The organism is Hymenobacter ruber, assembly GCF_054783255.1.
This window is the reverse complement of the sequence record NZ_BAAGQX010000003.1, coordinates 566307-590615: the sequence shown is the minus strand read 5'-3', so window position 1 is coordinate 590615 and position 24309 is coordinate 566307. Positions and strand designations below refer to the sequence as shown.

Annotated in this window: 23 protein-coding genes; 13 read left to right on the top strand and 10 right to left on the bottom strand. The window is 61.0% G+C overall.

Features of this window, described 5'->3' with window-relative positions; translation table 11 throughout:
* Nucleotides 1-30 precede the first annotated feature (30 nt).
* Entirely contained in the window at nt 31-909 is an 879-nt protein-coding gene (rfbA, locus tag ACYVM5_RS09450) for a sugar nucleotidyltransferase (RefSeq protein ID WP_460617872.1), read from the top strand.
* 207 nt (nt 910-1116) lie between these two features.
* On the opposite strand, the gene ACYVM5_RS09445 is transcribed toward rfbA, so the two are convergent.
* The gene (locus tag ACYVM5_RS09445) at nt 1117-2775 is read right to left on the bottom strand and encodes an NAD(P)/FAD-dependent oxidoreductase (RefSeq protein WP_460617871.1); all 1659 of its coding nucleotides are present in this window, start codon (nt 2773-2775) and stop codon (nt 1117-1119) included.
* Between the two features lie 15 nt (nt 2776-2790).
* On the bottom strand, nt 2791-4191 hold the full coding sequence (locus ACYVM5_RS09440; RefSeq protein ID WP_460617870.1) for an ATP-binding protein: 1401 nt from the start codon (nt 4189-4191) through the stop codon (nt 2791-2793).
* A 119-nt stretch (nt 4192-4310) separates the two neighbouring features.
* On the opposite strand from ACYVM5_RS09440, the gene ACYVM5_RS09435 reads away from it, so the two are divergent.
* From ACYVM5_RS09435 to ACYVM5_RS09420, 4 genes are all read left to right on the top strand, one after another.
* On the top strand, nt 4311-5012 hold the full coding sequence (locus tag ACYVM5_RS09435; RefSeq protein ID WP_460617869.1) for a hypothetical protein: 702 nt from the start codon (nt 4311-4313) through the stop codon (nt 5010-5012).
* 83 nt (nt 5013-5095) lie between these two features.
* A complete protein-coding gene (radA, locus tag ACYVM5_RS09430) occupies nt 5096-6493 on the top strand; it encodes a DNA repair protein RadA (protein WP_460617868.1) in 1398 nt (465 codons plus the stop codon).
* A gap of 240 nt (nt 6494-6733) precedes the next feature.
* On the top strand, nt 6734-8350 hold the full coding sequence (locus ACYVM5_RS09425; protein ID WP_460617867.1) for a TlpA family protein disulfide reductase: 1617 nt from the start codon (nt 6734-6736) through the stop codon (nt 8348-8350).
* A gap of 125 nt (nt 8351-8475) precedes the next feature.
* The gene (locus ACYVM5_RS09420; RefSeq protein WP_460611295.1) at nt 8476-9495 is read left to right on the top strand and encodes an SPASM domain-containing protein; all 1020 of its coding nucleotides are present in this window, start codon (nt 8476-8478) and stop codon (nt 9493-9495) included.
* A 138-nt stretch (nt 9496-9633) separates the two neighbouring features.
* On the opposite strand, the gene ACYVM5_RS09415 is transcribed toward ACYVM5_RS09420, so the two are convergent.
* From ACYVM5_RS09415 to ACYVM5_RS09390, 6 genes are all read right to left on the bottom strand, one after another.
* Nucleotides 9634-9975, bottom strand: coding sequence for a hypothetical protein (locus ACYVM5_RS09415; RefSeq protein WP_460617866.1), 342 nt, complete (start codon nt 9973-9975; stop codon nt 9634-9636).
* 149 nt (nt 9976-10124) lie between these two features.
* Complete coding sequence (locus tag ACYVM5_RS09410; RefSeq protein WP_342301240.1) at nt 10125-10337, bottom strand: hypothetical protein; 213 nt, start codon at nt 10335-10337, stop codon at nt 10125-10127.
* 36 nt (nt 10338-10373) lie between these two features.
* The gene (locus tag ACYVM5_RS09405) at nt 10374-11177 is read right to left on the bottom strand and encodes an inositol monophosphatase family protein (RefSeq protein WP_460617865.1); all 804 of its coding nucleotides are present in this window, start codon (nt 11175-11177) and stop codon (nt 10374-10376) included.
* 125 nt (nt 11178-11302) lie between these two features.
* Entirely contained in the window at nt 11303-13027 is a 1725-nt protein-coding gene (gene lnt, locus ACYVM5_RS09400; RefSeq protein ID WP_460617864.1) for an apolipoprotein N-acyltransferase, read from the bottom strand.
* Nucleotides 13005-13772 (bottom strand): 16S rRNA (cytidine(1402)-2'-O)-methyltransferase, encoded by a 768-nt coding sequence (gene rsmI, locus ACYVM5_RS09395; RefSeq protein WP_460617863.1) that lies wholly within the window; start codon nt 13770-13772, stop codon nt 13005-13007. The genes lnt and rsmI overlap by 23 nt, the downstream gene beginning before the upstream one ends.
* A 141-nt stretch (nt 13773-13913) precedes the next feature.
* Nucleotides 13914-14162, bottom strand: coding sequence for a 4a-hydroxytetrahydrobiopterin dehydratase (locus ACYVM5_RS09390; protein ID WP_460617862.1), 249 nt, complete (start codon nt 14160-14162; stop codon nt 13914-13916).
* Nucleotides 14163-14285: 123 nt separating this feature from the next.
* On the opposite strand from ACYVM5_RS09390, the gene ACYVM5_RS09385 reads away from it, so the two are divergent.
* The 6 genes from ACYVM5_RS09385 to ACYVM5_RS09360 all read left to right on the top strand — a co-directional run bounded on the left by ACYVM5_RS09385 (nt 14286) and on the right by ACYVM5_RS09360 (nt 19884).
* Nucleotides 14286-14789, top strand: a complete 504-nt coding sequence (locus ACYVM5_RS09385) for a hypothetical protein (RefSeq protein ID WP_460611302.1) — start codon at nt 14286-14288, stop codon at nt 14787-14789.
* A 50-nt stretch (nt 14790-14839) separates the two neighbouring features.
* On the top strand, nt 14840-15055 hold the full coding sequence (locus ACYVM5_RS09380) for a hypothetical protein (RefSeq protein ID WP_460617861.1): 216 nt from the start codon (nt 14840-14842) through the stop codon (nt 15053-15055).
* A 158-nt stretch (nt 15056-15213) separates the two neighbouring features.
* Nucleotides 15214-15912 (top strand): metallophosphoesterase family protein, encoded by a 699-nt coding sequence (locus tag ACYVM5_RS09375; RefSeq protein ID WP_460617860.1) that lies wholly within the window; start codon nt 15214-15216, stop codon nt 15910-15912.
* A gap of 552 nt (nt 15913-16464) precedes the next feature.
* Entirely contained in the window at nt 16465-19011 is a 2547-nt protein-coding gene (locus ACYVM5_RS09370) for an autotransporter outer membrane beta-barrel domain-containing protein (protein ID WP_460617859.1), read from the top strand.
* Nucleotides 19012-19343: 332 nt separating this feature from the next.
* Complete coding sequence (locus ACYVM5_RS09365) at nt 19344-19616, top strand: Riean_0653 family protein (protein WP_460617858.1); 273 nt, start codon at nt 19344-19346, stop codon at nt 19614-19616.
* Nucleotides 19591-19884 carry a Riean_0653 family protein gene (locus tag ACYVM5_RS09360; RefSeq protein ID WP_460617857.1) on the top strand — a complete coding sequence of 98 codons (294 nt, stop codon included), beginning with the start codon at nt 19591-19593 and terminating at the stop codon, nt 19882-19884. The genes ACYVM5_RS09365 and ACYVM5_RS09360 overlap by 26 nt, the downstream gene beginning before the upstream one ends.
* 81 nt (nt 19885-19965) lie before the next feature.
* Here ACYVM5_RS09360 and ACYVM5_RS09355 read toward each other — a convergent pair whose 3' ends face one another.
* Together ACYVM5_RS09355 and ACYVM5_RS09350 are read right to left on the bottom strand one after the other, a co-directional pair.
* Nucleotides 19966-20766: a hypothetical protein gene (locus tag ACYVM5_RS09355; protein WP_460617856.1), complete on the bottom strand. Its 801-nt coding sequence runs from the start codon at nt 20764-20766 to the stop codon at nt 19966-19968.
* A 188-nt stretch (nt 20767-20954) separates the two neighbouring features.
* Nucleotides 20955-21476 (bottom strand): RNA polymerase sigma factor, encoded by a 522-nt coding sequence (locus tag ACYVM5_RS09350; RefSeq protein ID WP_460617855.1) that lies wholly within the window; start codon nt 21474-21476, stop codon nt 20955-20957.
* Between the two features lie 252 nt (nt 21477-21728).
* Between ACYVM5_RS09350 and ACYVM5_RS09345 the strand changes: the two genes are divergently transcribed.
* Nucleotides 21729-23021: a serine hydroxymethyltransferase gene (locus tag ACYVM5_RS09345; protein WP_460617854.1), complete on the top strand. Its 1293-nt coding sequence runs from the start codon at nt 21729-21731 to the stop codon at nt 23019-23021.
* A gap of 166 nt (nt 23022-23187) precedes the next feature.
* Complete coding sequence (gene tatC / locus ACYVM5_RS09340; RefSeq protein WP_460617853.1) at nt 23188-24063, top strand: twin-arginine translocase subunit TatC; 876 nt, start codon at nt 23188-23190, stop codon at nt 24061-24063.
* Nucleotides 24064-24309: the final 246 nt, after the last annotated feature.

Sequence of the window (24309 nt, the reverse complement as noted above, 5' to 3'; positions counted from 1 at the left end):
TCGCAGAGTCCAGGCTACAATTCTCACCTAATGAAAGGAATTATCCTCGCCGGCGGCTCCGGCACCCGCCTGCACCCGCTCACGCTGGCCGTATCGAAGCAACTCATGCCCGTGTACGACAAGCCGATGGTTTACTATCCGTTGTCGATTCTGCTGTCGGCGGGTATTCGGGAAGTGCTGATTATCACCACGCCCCACGACCAGGAGCAGTTCAAAAAGCTGCTCGGCGACGGCAAAAGCCTGGGCTGTGATTTTCAGTACGTGGTGCAGGAGGTACCCAACGGCCTGGCTCAGGCTTTTGTGCTGGGCGCTGATTTTATCGGTACCGATAGCGTGGCCCTGGTGCTCGGCGACAATATTTTCTACGGCGCTGGCCTGGAAGAGCTGCTGAAGTCGAACAACGACCCCAAAGGCGGCGTGGTGTTCGCCTACCACGTGCACGACCCCGAGCGCTACGGCGTGGTGGAGTTCGACGCCGATAAAAATGCCCTTAGCATTGAAGAAAAGCCGGCCAAGCCCAAAAGCAACTACGCCGTGCCCGGCCTGTATTTCTACGACAACGACGTGGTGGAAATTGCTAAGAACCTCGAAATGAGCCCCCGCGGCGAGTACGAAATCACGGACGTGAACAAGGAGTACCTACGCCGGGGCACGCTGAAAGTGGGCATTCTCGGCCGCGGCACGGCCTGGCTCGACACCGGCACATTCGAAAGCCTGATGCAGGCCGGCGAGTTTGTGAAGGTGATTGAGCAGCGGCAGGGCCTGAAAGTAGGTTCTATCGAAGAAGCGGCTTACCGCCAGGGCTTTATTGACGCCGACCAACTGCGCGCCATTGCCGCCCCGCTGCGCAAAAGCGGCTACGGCGACTACCTAATGAACCTGCCCGAGCAACTGCTGATGGAAGGGTAGGGCCGGTAAGGAGGAGTGTCATCTGTCATTGCGAGGCCGCAGGCCGTGGCAATTCGTCCTCCCGATGTACAAAGCCCTTGAAATGCGAAAAGCCCCGGCTCTGGAGTAGAGTCGGGGCTTTGGGGTCTAACAGGGCGTGTCACATTATCAGGCTTTCTGCATGGAGAAGATGGATTGCCACAGCCTGCGGCCTCGCAATGACAGGCGTTATTCGTCCAGATACTGGTGTACGAACTTGATGGCCATGCTGCCCTCGCCCACGGCGGAGGCCACGCGGGCCATGGCCCCGGCGCGGCTGTCGCCGGCCGCGAAAATGCCGGGCACGCAGGTTTCAAGTAAATAAGGCTCCCGGTCTTTTTTCCAGACTTCGGCGTAGCGTGGGTCGGTTACGAGGTCGCGGCCGGTGAGGAGAAAGCCCTTGCCGTCGCATAATACCTGGTCGCAAATCCATTCGGTACTGGGTTTGGCGCCGATGAAGACGAAGAGGGCGCGAGCTGGGCGTTTTTCGACGGTGCCGTTCACGTCCACCATCACGGCTTCGAGGTGGTCCTGGCCGCAGGCTTCCTTGATTTGGGAATGCGGCAGCAGCTCGATGTTGGGTGTAGTGCGAATCTGCTCAATGAGATACGCCGACATGCTGGCGGCCAGGTCGGCTCCGCGAATGACAATGAACACCTTACGGGCGTAGGTGGCCAGGTACATGGCCGCCTGCCCGGCCGAGTTGCCGCCGCCCACGATGTACACGTCCTGCTCGTCGCAGCTGCGGGCTTCGGTGCGGGCCGCGCCATAATACACGCCCGCGCCGCTCAGGCGCTCCATGCCGGGCACATCGAGGGTGCGGTAGCTCACGCCGGTGGTGAGGACCACGGCTTTGGTGCTGATTTCGCGGCCGTCGCTCAAAGTCAGTACTTTGTAGCCGTCCTGAATGCAGAGGTCGGCTACTTCCTGCGGGGCCAGGAACTCGGCTCCGAGGCGCACGGCCTGGGTCCAGGCGCGGAAAGCCAGCTCGGCCCCGCTCAGGCCGGTGGGGAAGCCCAGGTAGTTTTCGATGCGGGAGCTGGTGCCGGCCTGTCCGCCGGGCGTTTGGCGCTCCACGATGAGGGTTTTGAGGCCTTCGCTGGCCCCGTACACGGCAGCAGCCAGCCCGGAAGGCCCGGCGCCCACCACCACCACATCGTACATAGCCTGCAGGGGCTGGTTGGCGATGTTCAGATGTTCGGCCAAGGCGGTTTTGGTGGGGTTTGCCACGGCCTTGCCGTCGGCACAGATAATCAGCGGTAAGTCGGTGGAGGTGAAGCCGCGAGCTTTCACCAATTCTTTGGCTTCGGGATTGGTTTCGTAGTCGAGCCACTGGTAGCCCACCATGTAACCGCTCAGGAAATCCTTGAGCTCGTGCGAGAGCGGCGACCACTGAAAACCAATGAGTCGGATGCCGCCAAACTTGGGCTTGTGCGTGACTTGCCAGGCCGTGAGCAAATCGTGCAGAATCGGATAAAGCAGGTTTTCGGGCGGGTCCCAGGGCTTCATCAGGTAATGGTCGAGCCGGGCCGAATTGATGGCACGTACTGCGGCCTCGGTGTCGGCGTAGGCGGTGAGCAGCACGCGCTTGGCGTCGGGGAAGAACTCGCGCGAGGCCGTGAGCAGCTCCACGCCTTCCAGCTCGGGCATGCGCTGGTCGGCCACGATGAGGGCCAGCGGTTCCTCCTTTTCGTGCAGCTCCTTGACGGTCGTGAGCGCCTCGGGGCCGGAGTTTACGCGCAGAATGCGGTAGTCCTCGCTGAACTCCTGGCGCAGGTCGCGGGCAATGGCGGCCAGCACCTGCGGGTCGTCATCAACGGCGAGGATGATGGGTTTTTTGTCGGGCATGATGAAGAGGCTGAATTAATTAGCGACCGGCAGCCAGGCGCAGAATTCGGTGCGGCCGGGTTCGGAATGTACTTCCAGCCGCCCGTCGTGCTGCCGGATAATCTGCTGGGCAATATCGAGGCCCAACCCCGAGCCGTCGCCGGCCTGCTTGGTGGTGAAGAAGGGCTCGAAGATGTGCGGCAGCACATCGGCCGGGATGCCGGTGCCGTTGTCAATCAAAAATACGCGCACAAAGCCGCCTTCCCGCTGGGTGCGGATGGTAATTTCGCCGCCCTGCGCGGGCAGCGCATCGATGGCGTTGTCGAGCAGGTTGGTCCACACCTGGTTGAGGCTGCTCACCTGCCCGCGAATGGGGGGCAGGCCGGGCGCAAAGTCGCGGACCACCCGAATGTTCTTCTGTCGTAGCTGGAAGCCCAGGATGTTGAGCGTACTTTCCAGGCCAGCAGTGACGTCAATGGGCTCGAAACCACTGGCGCGGTCCATATGCGAGTAGGTTTTCACATCGGCCACCAGCTTGCTGATGCGGCTGCCGGCTTCCTGCACATCATGCACCAGCTGCATGGTGGTGAGTTGGCCTTCTAGCCAGGCAAATGCCGCCGGGCGGGCGGCAGGCGGCAGCAAGTCGGCCACGTTGGCCAGAGCGGCGGGCGTCACGCCGGCTTCGAGCAGGGCCGGGGCCAGGTGGTAGCCGTTGGGCACGTTGTGCGATGCGAGCCAGTCGGCCAGCTCGTCTTCGCGGTCGGCGCGGGCCAGGGCGCTTTGCGGGGGCTGAGCTTCGGCGCTAGGCACCGCCAGGCCGGTGAGGGCCAGCATGGCTTCGGGCGAAGGGCAGTGGCTCACCAGTTCCACAAACAGCGCTGGCTTGGCTCCCACGCGGTTGGCCAGCGCCTGGGCGGCGCGGGCAATGGCGGCGGCAGGGTTATTCAGCTCATGGGCCAGGCCGGCCGAGAGCTTGCCCAGGGCGCGCAGCTTGTCGTCGCGCTCCTGGCCGCGCACCTGGTCGCGGCTGCGGTCGTTCATGATGCCCACGAGGCGTTGCACCAGCTCGGGGCTGGTTTGCTCCAGGGCCGGGAAATGGTCGCGGTGCAGCAGATAGAGCACCGTTTCGCCGGCCGCCACGCCCTGGCCGGCAATGGTGCGGAGGCGCGAATAGGGCAGCACCCCGGATACCTGGGCGGTATCAATCCGGAATATTGGGTCGTGCTGAGCGCCCTTCACGGCGTAGAATTGAATGCCGCCCTGCACCACCGCCGTCATAAATTCGGCGGGCGCCCCGGGCTCAAAGATGGTTTCGCCGGCGGCATAGGTGCGGCCTTCGCCGTGCGCTATCAGCCAGGCCAGCGTGTCGGCGGGCAGGCCGGCAAAGGCGGTAATGGTGGAGAGGTCGGAGGTGGTGAGCGTAGTAGAAATAGCCATGTTTGAATAACCCCGGGGCAGGCGGAAAGTTGGTGCGGAGCAGTGCGGGCCCGGGTGTATTTTCGCCAATTCGTTAAGTCGAGGCCGTGCCGCAAGCGGGTTCAATAGTAATTGTTCTGATGAAAGAATTTCTGCAAAAAACCTCCCGGCTGCTCGCGGCCGGATTGCTAACAGCCGGCAGCGTGACGGCTGTGCACGCCCAGCGTCCGGCGCGGGTAGCCACCCGGGTCGACTCGCTCCGCGCGGCCCGCAACGCGCCTATTACGTATTCTCCTGTTGTCTTCACAATGCTCAGTGGCAAGCAGGTACGCGGCTACGTGACCAGCTACGACCTTTTCATGCACGACAAGGTGGAATGCTACGAGCTGCCGCCCAACCAGCTGCCGCCTCCGCCCATGAAGGAGATGGCCGTCGAGCGCATCAAAACCATGGTAGTGGAAGGCCATACCCTGGATGCCCTCACCAAAAATGGCAAGCCGCTGGGGATGCTGGCCGAAAACATGACGCCCGCCGCCGGCACCAAAACCTACGGCTACTTCATCACCAAAGCCAATATGTACATTCCCATTCCACTGCCGGTGGTGCCCGTAATCATCCCGGTGGGTTCGCACGATAAATATTTCTGGTACGTGCAGCCCGCCGGTGGCATTATTCAGGAAGTGCCCCGCTCCGACAAAGCCTTTGCCACTCTGATGGCTACCGCCTTTGCCGATTATCCGGAGCTGGCGGCCCGCGTCCGGCAACAGGCTCCCGATGCCGGCTATAAAAACATGCCGCAGCTGGTGCGGGAATACAACGCGCACTTTGCCGGGGGCAAATAGCCGGGCAAACCCATTTATAAAGCAACTTTTTCGGGCAGATTGGCCTTGTAATTACACCCCATTAGTCTCCGAAATCTACCCCTATGGCCAAAGCCAGAACCGTCTTTTTCTGCCAATCCTGCGGCGCCCAATCGGCGAAATGGATAGGCCGCTGCCCCGTCTGCGGCGAGTGGAATACCTACGTTGAGGAAGTCGTCCAGAAAGAAACCGTGGCCACCACCACCGGCCAGTGGAAACCCGCCAGCACCGTGCCCGGCGGCAACGTGGCCAAAGCCGCCAAGTCGGTCCCGCTCAACAGCATCCTGGCCGAAGACGAGCCCCGCATCATCACCCCCGACGGCGAGCTGAACCGCGTGCTGGGCGGCGGCATTGTGCCGGGCTCCATCATCCTCATTGGTGGCGAGCCCGGCATTGGCAAGAGCACGCTCATGCTCCAGATTGCCCTCAGCCTCCGGAGTATGAAAGTGCTGTATGTGAGCGGCGAAGAAAGCGAAGCTCAGATAAAAATGCGGGCCGAGCGCATGGCCGACGGCCAGCATTCCGGCTGCTACATCCTTACGGAAACGAACACCCAGAACATCTTCCGGCAGGTTGACCAGGTGCAGCCCAATATCCTTGTCATCGACTCCATCCAGACCATGCATTCCACGTTGGTGGAGAGCGGCGCGGGCAGCGTGAGCCAGGTGCGCGAATGCACCGCCGAGTTCCTGAAATTCGCCAAGGAAACCAGCACGCCGGTCCTGCTCATCGGCCACATCACGAAGGATGGCAGCATTGCCGGACCCAAAATTCTGGAGCACATGGTCGATACCGTGCTGCAGTTCGAGGGCGACCGGCACATGAGCTACCGCATCCTGCGCACCACCAAAAACCGCTTCGGCAGCACTTCAGAGTTAGGTATTTACGAAATGCAGGGCGACGGTCTGCGTCAGGTGAGCAACCCCAGCGAAATCCTGCTCTCGCAGCGCGGCGAGAGCCTGAGCGGCATGGCCATCGGGGCTACGCTGGAAGGCAACCGCCCGCTGCTGGTGGAAGTGCAAGCGCTGGTTTCACCTACGTCCTACGGCACGCCGCAGCGCAGCAGCACCGGCTTCGACGCCAAGCGCCTGCAAATGCTGCTGGCCGTGCTCGAAAAACGGGCCGGCCTGCGCCTGGGCCAGCACGACGTATTCCTAAACATCGCCGGCGGCCTGCGCCTCGACGACCCCGCGCTGGACATGGCCGTGTGCGCCGCCGTAGTTTCTTCGCTCAACGACCTTCCCATCCCTGGCAACGTGTGCCTGGCGGCCGAGGTAGGACTAAGCGGCGAAATCCGAGCCGTGAGCCGCCTCGACCAGCGCCTTGCTGAAGCCGAAAAACTCGGTTTTCAGCAGATGTACGTGTCGCAGTTCAACGGCAAGGGATTGGACTTAGCCCGGTTTGGCTTGAAAGTGCACGCCGTGAGCCGGCTCGATGAAGTGCTGAACGGTTTATTCGGGTAGCGAAAAGCCACTTGATTATCAGCCGGTGCCCACAAACCTTTACGGCAACGAAATACCAGCTCGCCGGGAAAGCGGCGAAAGACCGAAATTTTGATTTGGATTTTATAAACGAAAAAGCCTTATCTTCGGATTGCTGATAGGGTTTTACCGCGAATGGCCTGGTAAATCTGGTCAGTTCTATCCATTGTCCAATTAGCTGCTGGGGTTGTTACCAACTACTCAGAGCTGGTTTTTATTGTCATGATATTATCTTTTGTCACTTGTGCACGTCGGCTGGCTGGAGCGGCTCTGCTCCTGGCTCCGCTGCTGGGCCATGCCCAGGGCCGCACGACTACGGTGGTGGGTGCCGCCGCCAAAGCGGCCCCGGTCGCGGCTGCTACTTCGGCGGGCATGGCCACCCTCACCGGCCGGGTGAGTGGGCCTACCACTGATTCTGTTGCGATTTCGCTGCGCGAGAACCCGCTCGACCCCAAGGAAAAGCTATTTCGGGTGCCGCTCAACGACAAGGGCGATTTCAAGATAGTAGTGCCCGTGGGCGGTGCTACCAAGGCCGACCTCGTGTACGGCGACGACGTGGCTCCCCTGTTCCTCGACCCCGGCACCGACATGGATGTGCGCTTCAAGGGCAGCGACATGTCGGGTACGCTGCGCTTTAAGCCCAACGACGTGCCCTCCGGCTTTGCCACCAAGCTACGTAACCGCTCGAACCTGACTGAGGAGCAGCGCCACCGCCAGCAAGCCGCCAACGCCAACAACTACCTAGTAGAAGCCGATGCGCAGTTCGTGGAAAACGATGGTTTCCAGGTGCTGCCCGATAATATTCAGCTCTACGAAGCCCCGTTCTTGTCCTTTCTGGAGTACCGCCGCAAGCACGAATACGAGTTTCTGGAAGACCACGCGGCTAAGCAGTCGTTCACGCAGGAGTTTTACAACTACGCCCACGCCGAAGTGGTGTATGCCTACGCCAACGACAAGCTCACTTTCCAGGACCTGCGCGAGCAGGTGGTGAACACCGAAGGCCGCCTGAAAATGGCCCCCGACTACTACAACTTCCTGCGTGAGCCCGGCCTGCTCAACGAGCCCAACGCCGTGCAGAGCGAGCTTTACCACGAATTCCTGCTCAACTACGTGCACTTCACCGTGAGCCAGGACCACCACCAGCGCTCCGACCCGGATTTTTACCCGGCCTGCTACGCGCTGGCCAGCAAGAAGCTCACCGGCCCGTCGCGGGCCATCATTCTGGGCCGCGTATTGCAGGAATCGTTCCGGTTCGGGCACGTGAAGCAGTCGGCCGCCATGCTGGCCGATTTCCGCAACTACGACCCCAAAAACCAGTTCTACCCCACGCTGCAAGCCGATTTCAACCTGCACAAGGACTTCGCCATCGGTGCGCCGGCTCCCGATTTCAAGCTGCCCAGCGCCACCGGTGATACCGTACACCTGCACGACTTCGCCGGCAAGCTGGTGTACCTGAACTTCTGGAAAAGCACCAACGGCCTGTGTTTGCGTGACCTAGCCTATGCCCAGGAGCTGATGCGCAAGTTTGAAGGCAAGAACATCACCTTCATCAACATTGCGCTGGATGAGAACGAGCAGGCTTGGAAGCAGCTGGTGACCGTGAAAAAATTGCCCGGCGTGCAAGTGCGCGTCCCCGGTGGGGGCCTGCGCTCGATGGTGGCAAAAGAGTACGCTTTGCAGGAAGTGCCGACGTATATGCTGGTGGGTGAGGACGGTACCTTCCTCAACACCAAGCCTAAACGCCTGAGCAGCCGCGCCGCCGTGGATGAAATCAACCAGTCGTTCGGCAAGGCCAGTACTTACACCAGCGCCATCGATTTCCCGGCCACCAAGAAATAAGCGTTCGACTGAACGCAACCGAAGTAGCGCGAACTTTGTAGTTCGCGTCTCCGCGCCACCGAAACCCCGTCCGGCGCTGGGACGCGAGCTACCAAGTTCGCGCTACTGCTTTTTAGCCCCTTCCTATGTCCGTGCTCACCGATAGCCTCAATGTTTTGTCGAAAGCCACCCCACTGCGGGTCTGGAACGCGACACAAATCATCGGCTCCTACATTCTGAGCAAGATTACGGGCAAGGCCCGGTTGCGCGGCCTGCCCATGGCGCTGAGCTTCGAACCCACCACCAGCTGCAACCTGCGCTGCCCGGAGTGCCCCAGCGGCCTGCGCTCGTTCACGCGTCCCACGGGTATGCTACAGGGTGACTTATTTAAGAAGACGATTGACGAAGTAGCCAGCCGGCTGTGGTACCTGATTTTCTACTTCCAGGGCGAGCCCTACCTGCACCCGCAATTTTTGGAACTGGTGAAGTACGCGGCCGATAAGGGCATCTATACCGCCACCAGCACTAACGCCCACTACCTCAACGACCAGAACGCCCGCAAAACGGTGGAAAGCGGCCTCGACCGCCTCATCATCTCCCTCGATGGCACCACGCAGGATGTGTACCAGCAGTACCGCGTGGGCGGCAAGCTGGAAAAAGTGTTAGAAGGCACCCGCAACGTGGTGAAATGGCGCAAAGAGCTGAAATCGAGCACGCCGCGCATCATCTTCCAGTTCCTTGTAGTGCGGCCGAATGAGCACCAGATTGACGACGCCAAACAACTGGCCGAGGCGCTGGGCGTAGATGATGTATGGTTCAAAACTGCCCAGATTTACGACCACGCGCAGGGCTCACCGCTTATCCCCACCATCGACTACTACTCGCGCTACCAGAACAATGGCGACAACACCTGGAGCCTGAAAAACAAGCTGGTCGACCACTGCTGGAAAATGTGGCACTCCTGTGTCATCACCTGGGATGGCCTGGTGGTGCCCTGCTGCTTCGACAAAGATGCCGAATACCGCCAGGGCGACCTCAAAACCGAAACCTTCCGCCAGCTCTGGCGCGGCCCCAAGTATCAACAGTTTCGCGGCAGCCTCCTCAAGGGCCGCGACCAGATTGAGATGTGCCGCAACTGCTCAGAAGGCACCAAGGTTTGGGGCTGAGAAAGCAAAATGGGCAAAAAAGAACGTCGTGCTGAGCGGAGCCGAAGCAGCTCTACCGCAATACTAACTCTGATTAGTGGCGCGGTAGAGCTGCTTCAGCTCCGCTCAGCATGACGGCCTGGTTTCGGACTGAGCGTCCTACTTATCCTTCTTTGTCAGGTTCTTGCCGAGGTCCTCAACTTGCTTGAGGAAGTCGTCGGTGTCGGTGTCGGCGTAGGTACCGTAGGCATTCGAAATGGTGCCTTTCGTGCCGTCATTGGCCTCAATGGCATAGAGGACGGACATATCGTCGGGGTCGCTCTCGCCTTCGAAACGGTAAAAGTCTACGATGGTCACTTCATCAGGCGCGTAGGTCTTGTTGGAGTCGCTGCCGATGGTATGTAGGCGGCCATCCACGACGTTGAAATCCTGGGTGAAGCCGTCCTTGGTCAGTTTGCTCTCAACGTTGACAAGGGACCGTTCTTCTTCTTTGTCTTGCATGGCGGTGGGGGTGTTTGGGTAAGGATGAAGCGGGGCGGGCCGGCTCAAATGCCAACCGCCCTCGCTCCGGCTATACGCAGCCGGGGCGGGGGCGGGTTATACCAAAGCCATAGAAAAAATGCGGAAGTGCTATGCCTTAGCGGGCCGCACTATTTAGCCGCCGCCCGCGCCTCGATGGTGCGCTGCAGACTCTCTACATCAAGCTGCCCGCAGGCCCCGCCGCAGCCCTTGGCGCAGCCGGCCGCCGTCTTGCTGAAAAACGCCCGGTAGAAAATGCGACCCACGTAAAACGCCGCCGCAATGAACAGCGCGCCAATCAGCAGGTATTGGATTTCGACGGAGGTGATGGCAAGCAGGAGCATGATAGGTAAACTAAGCAGGAAAAAGAATAGTTTGCGCTACCGCCAGAACTCGCCGATGGTGGCCTGCATCTCGGCATGAATAAGCTGGTTGCTGGCCACTATCTCGCGGCCGAATAATGGGTCGCCATCTATCAGAAATTGGGTGACGTGGCCGCCCGCCTCGCGCACCAGCAGGATGCCCGCCGCCACGTCGTAGGAATTCAGGTTGAACTCGAAATAGCCTTCGTAGCGGCCAGCCGCCACATAAGCCAAGTCGGCCGCGGCGGAACCCAGGCGGCGCACGCCGTGGCTGCGGGTAAAGAACTCACCGAGGATGTGCAGGAAGTTCTCCATCTTGTCGAAGTCCTTGTAGGGAAAGCCGGTGGCGATGAGCGAACTGTTCAACTCGGCCACATCGGTGACGTGGATGGGCTGGTCGTTGCAGAACGCGCCACCGCCGCGTACGGCCCGGAAGCTTTCGTCGCGGCCCACCTCGTGCACCACGCCCACCACCAGCTCCCGGTGCTGCACCAGCGCCACGCTGATGCAGTACACCGGTAGGCCGTGCACGAAATTGGTGGTGCCATCGAGCGGGTCGATTATCCACACGAATTCCTCAGTGTGCGCATCGGGGCCGGCGGTACCTTCTTCGGTGATGAAGCCGGCTTCGGGCAGCAGCTGGCGCAGGCCCGCCACGAGGCGGCGCTCGGTTTCCTGGTCCACGTAGCTCACGAGGTCGTGCACGCCCTTGTGCTCGATTTTGGCGCGGTCAAAAACGGCGGCTTCTTCACGGATGAATTCGGCCGTGGTGCGGCACAGGGCGGCAAGGTCGTGGGAGAGTTGGGTGAAATCGAGGGGCATGGATGAGGAATAGAACGATGTAGAGACGCAATATTTTGCGTCTCGTCGTTGCTGATGTTGTTTAATTATTTGTCTAAACAGCGCGGTTCCGGCTGTTCAACGATGAGACGCAAAATATTGCGTCTCTACATCGTGCCTTCTACTGAATCCTGCCCCTTCTTGCGCCACCCCACCACAATAGCTACCAGTAGCAACAGCACCGCCAGCACCTGCGCGCCACGCCCAATCAACTCCCCAAAACGCACGTAAAACGTCATCTCGTTATTGAGATGCACTGTGGCGCGGCTGGCGGTCGGAATCCAGGCTTTTTCACGCTGGGTGATTTCGCCTTTCTGGTTGATGAAACCGGTGAAGCCAGTGTTGGCGGAGCGGGCCAGGTCGCGGCGGGTTTCGATGCAGCGCAGCTGGCCGTAGCTCAGCAGCTGGCGGTAGCCGGGCGAGTCGTGCCACCAAGCATCGTTGGTGACGAGACCCAGCAGGGTGGCTCCGTTGTGGGCGTATTCGCCGATGAAGTCGCCGTAGATGGATTCGTAGCAGATGACCGGGGCCACGCGCAGGGCCGGCGCGTTGGCCGGGGCCGGGTACACGGTGCGCTCGGGCTGGCTGCCCACGCTGCCCACGGTGCCGCCCAGGTCGATGTGCGCGATGAGCGAGGCCAGCACGGGCGGAATCTTCTCCACGCCGGGCACGAGGCGCGATTTGTGGTAGAACACCACCGGCGCGGTGGCATCGGCGAAGAACGCGCCGGTGTTGAAGAAATCGTAGTAGCCGAGGTCGTCACGGTAGCGGGCGGTTTCGCTGGCTGCTTCCTTGTTTGGGTAAGAGCCGAGGGTGGTGATGCCCGTGAGCAGCGCCACGCCGGGGTGCCGCCCCAGCCACTCGCGCACGCGGCGGATTTTGGGGTTGCTTTCGAAAGTGTTTTCCCAATAGGGTTCTTCCAGTGCGGTTTCGGGCCAGAGCACGAGGCGTGTGGCGGGTGTGAGGTGCTGCTCGGAAAGCTGCATCAGGCGCGTGAGCTGCTCGTCGTAGGGAATGAACTTGGGACCGCCCTCAAACTTCTCCACGTAGGGGTCGAAGTTGGGCTGGACCACTACCACTTCGGCCGTGGGGCCTTTTTCCTGGTACGTGGCGCTTATCAAATAAGAAAAAGCAATGGGCAGCAGGATGAGGGCAAGAGGTGTGTTGAATGACGCATGCCATTCAAACGCAGACTTTTGCCGCGTTTCAGAGCGAGGCATTGCAGCAGGTGCATCAGCTGCCAGCCGAAAAGCCAGTGCAGGCAAATGCTTCAGCAGCGCCTGAAAAAACAGCAGGTTCACCGCCCACACCCACACCGAGCCGCCCAGGAAACCTGTGTATTCATACCACTGCACCCACTGCGGGGCGGCCGCGAAGCCATTGCCCAGCGTGAGCCAGGGCCAGGTGATGTCCCAATGCAGGTGCAGCTGCTCAAACGCAATCCAGTAAATGGGCAGCGACAAATAGCCCCAGCGGTTGCCCAGTCGCTTCTTAGTCTGGCGGAAGGCCATGAGCGGCAGGCACATGAGCAACGCATTGAGTACCACGGCGGCGATACCGGCGGGCAGGTCGGCGTAGCTTACCCACCAGGTAGTGAGGGCGTTCCAGAGCACCAGCAGCAGGTAAGTGCTGGCAAATACGCGGCCTTTGCGGGCCCCGGTCAGCGTGAGCTGCCGCTCCATCAGCAGGTAGGGCACCCAGCCGATGAACAGCAGCGGGGCCAGCCAGGCCGTGGGCCACGGGGCCCAGCCGCCGCTCAGCAGCAACGCGCCGAGCACGGCCAGCACCAGCGGCTTTTGGAGCAGCGGACTAGTCCTCGTAGTCGGTGTCATCGTCGTCGTCGGCAGCGCGGCGGTAACGGTCTTCGCGGCCGGGGCGGGGCTCGCGGGGGGGCGGGGCAAGGTTTCCTTCGACGACAACGACAATTTCTCCTTTAATGGCAGTCCGAGCCGCGAAGTCAGCCTCAAGGCTGGCCAGCGTGCCGGTCACGGTTTCTTCAAATAACTTGGTCAATTCGCGGCTGACCGAGGCCGGCCGCGTTGGCCCCAACACCTCGGCCAACTGGCCCAGGGTTTTTACAATGCGGTGCGGCGACTCGTAAAAAATCATGGTTCTGGTTTCCGAAGCCAGTTGCTGCAGACGCGTCTGCCGGCCCTTCTTTACCGGCAAAAATCCTTCGAACGTGAACCGCTCGGCCCCAAAACCCGACTTGAGCAGCGCCGGCACGAAGGCGGTAGCGCCCGGCAGGCACTCCACGCCCAGGCCCCGCGCCAGGCACTCGCGCACCAACAGAAACCCGGGGTCGGAGATTCCCGGCGTGCCGGCATCCGAAATCAGGGCCATGGTTTCGCCTTTTTCCAGCCGTTCCAGCAGGCGGGGCACTTGCTGGTGCTCGTTGTGCAGGTGGTAGGAGAGAAGCGGCTTTTTGATACCCAAATGCTGCATAAGGCGGCCGCTGGTGCGGGTATCCTCGCAGAGCACGGTGCCCACTTCCCCCAGCACGCGGATGGCCCGCAGGGTAATATCTTCCAGATTGCCAATAGGCGTGGGCACGAGGTACAGAACCGTGTTGGGCATAGCGACAAAGGTAAGGTGGGATTAGTAGGGCATCTGTCATCCTGAGCGCAGCGAAGGACCTTATCACGGCTGGCCAATTTGCAGTAATTCAATCGGAGCTACTGTGATAAGGTCCTTCGCTGCGCTCAGGATGACAGGCGTTCAACTCACCTCATAGCGCGCCGCTACAGCATCAATGGCCGCCGCCAGCCGGTGGTCGCGGGCGGTTACGGTGTTGCCCGCGTCGTGGGTGCGGAGACGGAATTCCACCACATTATACTCGTTGCTGAGCCACGGGTGGTGGTCGAGCCGCTCGGCCTCGGCGGCTACTTCAGTGAGGAAGGCGAAGGCCGTTTTGAAGTCGCTGAACTGGAAGCTGCGACACAGGCTATTGTCGACGTTACTCCACATGATTTTTACTATATTTAAGGATTGGGGAAAGAAGAGGCGAGCCGGGCGATAGACAACCCAAATGCTTAAACCAAAGTACACCTTTCCCTATTCGCACCATCAATTCTTCACTTCTCTTTTCCCATGGCCATCGACCCCAACAACCGCCCTATCCGCGTCATCAACGACGACACGACCAACGAAGAAATGGAGGCCGGCCATCACATTCCCAACGCCGACCCGCCCAAGAATGAGGCCGCCCGCGGCGGTTTCGGCAACCGCGACGGCAAAGAAGGCTTCGGCTCCGATACTTCGGGCGGCGAAACGGCCGTGGGCGTGAACGAAACCGCCGACAACATGAGCCCGCCCGCCGACAACATGCGCTCGCAGGACGAGGGCCGCGCCGGCCGCGCCAACCAGGACATGCCGCCCCTCGATGACTATACCGACACCATCGTGCCCAGCGGCCGCCCCGTCGATGAGCTCGACGTGCACGACTTCCGCCCCGGCGTGGACGAAATGCTGAACCCCAACTCCCGTGTGGGCATGGGCCAGATGGAGCCCCGCCCCATCCAGCCCATTACCGGCACCGATACCAACGCCGAGCTCACCGACCCCAACGCGTCGGATTCGGCCATCGACCAATAATAATCCGGCCGTTGGCCGGCCTTTTCTTTTCACCTTAATTTTCTTTCGCTATGTCTACGCACCATAATGACCAGAAAACCGGCGAGCATCCCGACAAGCGCAATCTGGAAGGCACGGCCAAAGCCGACGCCCTGCCCGTAAACTCCGCTGATGAGCAGACCGAAGACCAGCTCGAGCAGGATGCGCTCGACGCCGGCCAGCGCCATCCCAACCGCAACCACGACAAGCCCGACCTGGACAAGCCCGCCTACGGCGGCGGCCATTAGCTGCGCCAGTGTGGCGTAAGCTGCTAATTAAGAAGAAACGTCATGCTGAGCAAAGCCGAAGCATCCCTCCCGCAGTAATTTATTTACTATTGCGGTAAAGATGCCTTGGTGCCGCTCAGCATGACGTTCTTTTTGTTAATCGCCAATCCCCGAGAACTTTGAGCCGCTACGCCACTACCGACCTCCACGGCTGCCTGCACACCTTTCGCCACTTGGTTGAAGAAGAGCTAAATCTCAGCCGGAAGGACGAACTCTACCTGCTGGGCGATTACGTGAACAAAGGCCCCGACAGCCGCGGCGTGCTCGACTACCTGATGTGGCTGCAAGCTGCCGGCTACCAGGTGCATTGCCTGCGCGGCAACCACGACCAGGCCCTGCTCGATGCCGCCCGCCACCGCTGGCGCTGGGACTGGCTGGGGCCGCGCGGCCGACTGCCCACGCTGCGCAGCTTCGGCGTATCGCGCCTCTCCGATATCCCCGCGCAATATCTCAACTGGCTGGCCACCTTGCCATATGAGATTGAATTGCCCGATTTCATGCTCGTGCACGCCGGCTACAATTTCGCCCTGCCTCCCGCCGAGATGCGCCAGGACTACTCCACCATGCTCAACACCAAAAGCTACGTGTACGACCCCGTGCGGCTGGGCGGCCGCCGCTTGCTGCACGGCCACGTGCCCACGCCCACGGCCCAGGTGCGTGCCAAAGCGGCCCTGCACCCCGGCGCGCTGGGCCTCGATACCGGCTGCGTGTACCGCCACAACCCCGAGCTGGCCCACCTCGCCGCCCTCAACCTCGATACCTGGAAACTGACCCTAGTGCCCAACTGCGAGCCCGCCTACACCATCGGCAAGCGGTAGCCCGGGCCAAATCCCAAATGCTGTTGTTCCAAACCGCCTCTGCCCGTATCGGCAGAGGTGGTTTTGTATTATGACTATATGAAGGGAGTTGTTTTGTAGATGATGACGAGTTGATATGATATTTGTGAGTTGGGCTGTATTATAATAATTATAAAAAAGAACTCCGACAGTGATTGCAGGTGCACGATTTATTGATGTTGTCTGGATTTACCAAAAAGGGTGGAATAATTGAAATAATAAAAAAATAATGGCACCAATATACGATATTGATAGGATGATGAATAGAAAATTACATTGAATTTGCATTATGTCTTTGAGTAATTGACTGGGTTGTTGCAAGGGCTATGAGGAGGGTTTACGTTTGATAAATGCTATTAATGATAATCCGTTATATGGTTCAGGTATTCCGGATGATGCCGGAAATCAGAAACAAATAATATGGTTATCCGGAGCTGGTTTAAGCACAGCAGTTGTGTCGAACCCTGGTCGAATCAAATAGCAAACCGTCGGGTAATCTGCCCTAATGCTTTCCTCATTTTTTTATTCCGCTATATGAAACACTTCGTCTCCTCTATTTCCCCGGCGCACTCGTTTGGAGCGTTGCCGGCCCAGCCGTGGTGGGTGCGTCGGCGCTGGCAGCTGGTAGGGCTGTTGCTGAGCATGTTGCTGATGATGGGCGTGCGGGCGCAGGCCAACGTCATCATCACGGTGGGTGCTGGTGGCAATTATACCACTATCGGCGCGGCGCTTGTAGCCGTGCCCTCGCCCCTCACGCAGCCTTACGAGCTGCGCCTGCTGGATGCTGCCTATAGTGAAGACGTGCTGCTAACCAAAACCGGGTCGGCTGAGAACCCGCTTGTCATCGGGCCGGCGGCGGGCGTTAGCACGGTGCTCACGGGCACGCTCACCTTCGGGGCCGGCAGCGCATTTGCCAGCCTCAATGGCAACAACGGCACCATTTCCCGCGCCCTCACGGTGCGTCAACCCAGCCTCACGGCCCCGGCCGTGGTGTTCGGTAATGATGCCTCTAATAACGAGGTGCGCGAGGCCATCGTGCTGGGTTCGAATACGCTGCTGACCAGCGGCGTGGTAGTAATCGGCGGCGGCCTAACCAGCGGCAACGACAACAACACCATCATCCAAAGCTTCGTGGGCAATGCCGACCCAGCCCTACTGCCCGCAAACCTGCTGTACGCGGCCAATGCAGGCGGCGGCACCAACGACAATTTCAGCCTGCTCAATAGCCAGCTTTTCAACTTCAGCCGCGCCGGCGTATTCGTTGGGGCCGGCAACGGCGACCAGTGGACCATCAGCGGCAACAGCTTCTACTACAACGCCACGGCGGTGCCCACCACCGCCCAGACGGCCATCGACTTCCGTCCTGGTTCCGGGGCCAACGGGGCATTGGTGAGCAGCAACTTCATTGGTGGGCGCACGGCCGGGGCCACCGGCGGCATCTGGGAAAACGCGGGCACCCAGAATTTCAAAGGCATTGTGATGAGCTGCGGCAACAGCACCACGCTCACCAACCAGGTGACCGGCAACACCGTGCGCCAGGTGAGCCTGACCGGCGTAAGCAGCGCCTCCCTCACGGCCATGGGCGTGGCGGCGGGCCGCGCCGAGCTCACTGGCAACACCGTCACGAACGTGACCAACACCGGCACCAGCGGCGTGAACAGCCTCGTGAGCCAGGCCACCACCATCCTGAACTCCTTCTCGGTGAGCAACGGCCAATTGATGGTGGTGGAAAGCGGCCTGACTGTGGTGCTGGGCGACCTCACCAACGCGGGCGTGCTTAACCATACGGGCGGCGACATTCTCATCAACGGCAACTTCACCAACACCAGCACCGGCACCTTCGCCCAAACGCTGGGCGACCTGGAAGTGAAGGGCAACATGCTGAATACCGGCCAATTCACCTGCTCCACCGGCAAGGTGAAGCTGACCGGGGCCGGCAACCAGACCGTGAGCGGCGGCTTCTACTTCAACCTGGAAGTGAACGGCGGCGGCGTGAAAACCTTTACCGACGACGCCGAGGTGTACAACGGTGTGCAGATGCTGAGCGGCATCCTGGCTACCGGCCCCTACCGCCTCAAGATTGACCCGCTGGCCAACCTCTCCGAAACCGACGCCAGCTACGTGCTGGGCCGCGTGGAAGTGCGCCGCACCCCCACTGAGGGCGACCTGGAGGACTTCGGCGGCGTGGGCCTGACCATGCTGCCGGCCGTGGGTTCCACGCTGCCAGGTGCCACGCAGGTAACGCGCATCACGGGCACCGCGCCGGTGGGCGTGGCCGGCCACCAAGGCATTCTGCGCTACTTCGACATCAGCGCGCCCACCATCACGGGCCTCAACCTGGGCCTGACCATGAGCTACTTCGCCCACGAGCTGAACGGCATCGCCCCCGCCAACCTGCGCTTCTATAAGTCGGTGGACAACGGTGTGACCTGGCAGAACAAGGGCCTCACCAGCGCCGGCAGCGGCTTTGCCACGCTCAGCGGCGTGAGCGGCTTCTCGCGCTGGACGCTGGGCGACCTCACCGCGCCACTGCCGGTGGGCCTCACCGCCTTCCGGGCCGAGCGCCAGGGCGCCAATGCCGTCCTCACCTGGGCCACTGCCACCGAGCAGAACAACCACGGCTTCGGCCTCGAAGTCTCGCTCGATGGCCACGCCTTCAAGCAAATCGGCTTCGTGGCCGCCGAGGGCAGCAATAGCAGCGCCCCCCGCGCCTACCGTTTCGTGGATGCCGCCGAGGGCAAGGCCGGCCCCCGCTACTACCGCCTCCGCCAGGACGACCGCGACGGCACCGTCCACTACTACGACCCCCAGTTGCTGCGCTTCGACGCGGCCCCGGCCACGCTGGCCGCCTACCCCACGCAGTTCGGCCCCGAGCTGACTGTGGCCCTGAACCACCCCACCGCCACCACCGCCACCCTGCGCCTGCTCGATGCCATGGGCCGCGAAGTGTGGCAGCAGGAGCAGGCCCTCACGCCCGGCGCGGCCCCCGTGCGGGTGCAGCCCACCTGCGCGGCCGGCCCCTACATCCTCACGGCCACCGTGGGCGGGCAGGTGCTGCGCCAGCGCGTGGTGAAAGACTGAGGCGAGGGCCGCGCCCCGCGCGTTTCCGCCTGTTTCCGGAAGCCCCGGATGCGCCAGCGGCCGGGGCTTCTTGTTGGGGTAGGCGTGGGCTTTTTGATGCATAATCCGGCGATGTATTCAAGTCGCTAAAGTCCTTTTTCATGCGTAGCAATGGGCCGCCAGTGCGCCGGAAGGCACTTAAAGCAGCTGAAAGCTCGGGCGACAGGCCGGTTTAAAGGTCTAATGAGTAGAAACATTTAATTGATTTCCATCGAAAAGCCCCTTACGTTTGATGGGTACTGGCGCTCCCCCGTCAGGCACTGCGGCATCTCGGATTCTACCCATTTCCAGCCATGAATAAACAAGCCGCCATTCTGCTGCTGGCCGCCCTGCTGGGCCTGAGCCAGTGCAAGAAGAAAGACCCCGACCCGGCCAGCCAACTGCCCCCCGCCACCCAGACCGGGGCCAATACCTTTGGCTGCCTCGTCAATGGCCAAGCTTACACGCCTAAAGGCAATAATGGGATGAGTAATCTTTACGTGTCTTACGACTCAACTTTTAGAGGTGGAGCTTTGGGGATTGAGACTTACCGGTTAGAGGGTGGGGGACTCACTAAGTACCTATAGTATCGATGCTGCCCCGGCAAATACTCCGGGTAATTACTCCTTGAATCTGAGTACAGGGATTGGGGAGGTGCTTTATTCCAGCGGGGGCGTACAACCATGCGGTTTTATGTATGATAGTCGTGACGTGACTTACAGGAAGGCAACGCTAAACATCACCCGATTTGACATTAATAGTCGAATCATAGCCGGGACTTTCGACGCAATAATTGCGCGTACCGGCTGCGACACGCTCAAAATCACGCAAGGGCGCTTCGACGCCAAATTCTGATTCTATCACTCCCCGCCTAGCGCGAGTTACGCGGCGCTACACTCGCGCCAGTTGTGCCATTTGTGGCGTTCTTCGGCTGGTTTACTTGCCATCCAGCACGCCCGCCGCCACTGCCCGCCGGGCCGAGGCGCGGTAGGGGCTGAGCGAGTCGGCGGCCACGGCGCGCAGGGTGGCCAAGGCGGGGGCCAGCTCCTGCGCCTGCCAGTAGGCCATGCCGAGGTGGTAGCGGGCGCGGCGGGCCAGGGCGCCGGTGGCGGCGCTGTCGTCGCTCACGCGGCGTAGGTAGAGCTGGGCGGCGTTGCCCTGGCCCTGGCGCAGCAGCATCAGGCCGCGTAGGTAGAGCAGGGTATCGGCGCCCACGTTGGTGGGGCTCACGCGGCCCAGCGAGTGCAGGGCGGCCGGGTAGTGGCCCGACTGGTACTGGTCGAGGGCTTCGGCCAGCAGGGGGCGGCTGTGCAGCAGGCCGGTGGTCACGGCGGGGCCGGGGTCGGGCTGGTAGTAGGCCTCCCAGTTGCGGGCCGGGCGCGCCTGGGTGGGGCGAACCACGTACCAGGCAGCCACGCCGGCTAGCAGCAGCAGCGCGCCCAAAGTGCCCAGCACTACCCAGCGGCGTTGGCGGCGCTGGGCCAGGTGGTGGGCGCGGGCCAGGGCGGTGCCGCGCTCGTTCATGCGGTCGTCGAGGGACTGTAGGCGCTGGCGCAGGGTGTCGTGGCCGGCCGCCCAGCGCAGGTCGGCGGTCAGCTGCTCGTAGGCGGCGTGGGCGTCGGCCAGGGCCTCGTCCTGCTCCAGCCGTAGCTCGAAAGCATCCTGCTCGGCCGGGCTCATCTGGCCATCGGCGAAGCGTTCGAGCTCATCGAAATAAGGGCGGAGGTCTATGGCCACGGGGCGAAGGGGAGGAGAAGTGGGGTGAAAGCGTCAGGCTGCTTTACAAAAGAACGTCATGCAGAGCGCAGCGAAGCATCTTTACCGCAATAGTAATTCAATCAAAAGGATTAGTGGCGCGGTAAAGATGCTTCGCTGCGCTCGGCATGACCGGTTTTTTTGTCGTGCTTGTTTCGTTCAGCCTCCATTCACGCCACCTCGCCGGTTATCGGCTCATAGCCGCCGCGCACCAGGTCGTAGAGCTTGCGCAGGCAGGTGCTTTTCTGGCGGCGGGCCACGGTGGCGTTGGGAAAGCCCATTTTGCCGCCCATCTTCTCAAAATGGTAGCCCCGGAAATAGAAGTAGGTGAGCACCTGCTGGCAGTCGGTGCTGAGCTGATTGAACTGGGCCAGCAGGCGCTGGCGGCGGCTGGCCTCGGCGGCGGGCAGGGGCTGGTGGGCGGGCACATGGGCCGCAATGCGCTCCTGGGCCATGCCGTAGAGGTAGGCGCGCAGGTCGTCGGGCATGCGGGTGATGCGGCCGTCGGCCACGTGGTCGTAGAAATCGAGCAGCGTGTCCTGGAGCAGGCCGTGGGCCTTGTCGGCGGGCAGCTGGTGCTTGCGTTGCGCCCAGCGGGCAAACAGGTGCCGACTGCGCTGGTAAAAGTCAATCAGGAATTTCTGATTGCCGATGCGCAGCTGAGTAAGGGTTTCGGCAAGAGGAGTGGACATAGCAGAAAGTAAAGGCCATAGCAAGTAACAACGGAAACGGGGAATAGGAGCAGCTTCAAGAGATAGCCAGGAAAATCGGCTGTCATCCTGAGCGCAGCGAAGGACCTGCTCACGTTAGAAGGGTTTACAGTAATTCAGTCGGCGCTGACGTGGGCAGGTCCTTCGCTGCGCTCAGGATGACAGCCGGCAGGACAGCCGTACAGACAGACGGACCTTATTCCCTATCCCTTATCCCCCCTTACCTTTACGCCCATGCAAACAGCCGCCCCCGCCCGCCTTCTCGATACCGCCGTTTTCGACCTCATCGCGCAGGAGAAAACCCGCCAGACCCACGGCCTCGAACTCATCGCCTCCGAAAACTACGTTTCGGACCAGGTGATGGCCGCCCAGGGCTCCGTGCTCACCAACAAGTACGCCGAAGGACTTCCCGGCAAGCGCTACTACGGCGGCTGCGAAATCGTGGACCAAGTGGAGCAGTTGGCCATCGACCGCATCAAGCAGCTCTTTGGCGTGCAGTGGGCCAACGTGCAGCCCCACTCCGGTGCCCAGGCCAATGCCGCCGTGATGCTGGCCTGCCTGCAGCCCGGTGATAAAATCCTCGGCTTCGACCTCAGCCACGGCGGCCACCTCACCCACGGCTCGGCCGTGAACTTCTCAGGCAAGCTCTATCAGCCCAGCTTCTACGGCGTGGAGCGCGAAACCGGCCTCATCGACTGGAGCAAAATCAAGGACATTGCCCGCCGCGAGCGGCCCAAGCTCATCATCTGCGGCGCCTCGGCCTACTCGCGCGACTGGGATTACAAAACCCTGCGCGAAGCCGCCGACGAAGTGGGTGCCCTGCTGCTGGCCGACATCTCGCACCCCTCGGCCCTCATCGCCACTGGCCTGCTGAACTCGCCCTTCGAGCACTGCCACATCGTGACCACCACCACGCACAAAACCCTGCGCGGCCCGCGCGGCGGCCTCATCATGCTGGGCAAAGACTTCGACAATCCCTTCGGCCTGAAAACCCCGAAAGGCGAAATCCGCCCCATGTCGGCCCTGCTCGACTCGGCCGTGTTCCCCGGCACCCAGGGCGGCCCCCTGGAGCACGTCATCGCCGCCAAGGCCGTGGCCTTCGGCGAGGCGCTGACCGATGACTTCAAAACCTACACCCAGCAGGTAGCGCGCAACGCGCAGGCATTGGCCAAAGGCTTCGTGGGCCTGGGCTACGACATCATCTCGGGCGGCACCGACAACCACCTCATGCTGATTGACCTGCGGTCGAAGGGCCTCAGCGGCAAGCTGGCCGAAAACACGCTGGTACGCGCCGATATCACCATCAACAAAAACATGGTGCCGTTCGACGACAAGTCGCCCTTCGTAACCAGCGGCATCCGCATCGGCTCGGCCGCCGTAACTACCCGCGGCCTGGGCGAAACCGACATGCACCGCATCGTGGAGCTGATTGACGAAACCCTGATGAACCACGACAACGACACCCGCATCGGCCAGGTGCGCCAGCAGGTGAACACCTGGCTGCAGGACTACCCGCTGTTTGCGTAGGTTTCTGCGTATAGGATGAAATCGTCTGTCATCCTGAGCAGAGCGAAGGACCTTATCACCGCTGAACGGTTGGCCGCAATCCAGCTGCTGCGGGCGCGATAAGGTCCTTCGCTGCGCTCAGGATGACAGACGATATTTATTTCCCCTTTATTATCGATTCCCCTCCGTGCAACCTCAACAAACCAACCAACCGCTGGGCGAACAGCACGAAATGTCCTTCATCGACCACCTGGAGGCGTTGCGCTGGCACATCATCCGGGCGGCTATTTCGGTGGTGGTGTTTGCCACCGGCGCGTTTTTCGCCAAGGATTTCCTGTTTCACGACCTGATTCTGGGCCCCTCGCGGCCCGATTTCTGGACCTACCGCATGTTCTGCAAGTTCGGGCAGTGGGTGCACGCGCCGGATTTGTGCATCGACAAAATCGGCTTCGTGATTCAGAACCGCGAAATGAGCGGGCAGCTGACCATGCACATCAGCACCTCGTTCATCGTGGGCATTCTGCTGGCGTTTCCGTATTTGTTCTGGGAAATCTGGCGCTTTGTGAAGCCGGGTTTGTACCCGCACGAGCGGCAGAACTCGCAGGGGGCCGTATTCTTCGTGTCGGTGCTGTTCATCATGGGGCTGCTGTTCGGCTACTACATCGCCGCGCCGCTCAGCATCAACTTCCTGGCCGGCTACGTGGTCGATGCCAGCATCGAAAACCAGATTGACATGCAGAGCTACCTGAGCACGCTCACCACCATGAGCGTGTCGTGCGCCTTCGTGTTCGAACTGCCCATGATTGTGTTCTTCCTGGCCAAGGCCGGCATTGTGTCGCCCGAAATCATGCAGACCTACCGCAAGCACGCCATTGTGGTCATCCTCATCATCGCGGCCGTCATCACCCCGCCCGACATTTCGGCCCAGATTATCGTCACCATCCCCATCCTGCTGCTCTACGAGCTCAGCATTCACATTGCCCGCGTGGTGCGCCGTGGCGATGCCGCCCGCCTCAACGCCAAGCTGGCCCGGCAGGCTGAGCGCGATGCGGGGCAGAAATAAGTTCGGCTGCTAACCGGGCTGACAGGCGTGGCTGCCGGCTTGGCGGCTCGTTGAACTTCAGGGTTAGAAATTGTATCATCGTACCCAGAATCCAGTTTTGGAGTTGCCGGGCAGTAGAATTAATCAGATAAAATCAATTGTTATCCCGCTTGTGCGCCTTTTGTGCCTGACGTAGAGTTTCAAATTGGGAATATATCGCAATGCTGAAATAGCATTAAAGCGTGAAAGTTAACGGCGCAGTGCTTA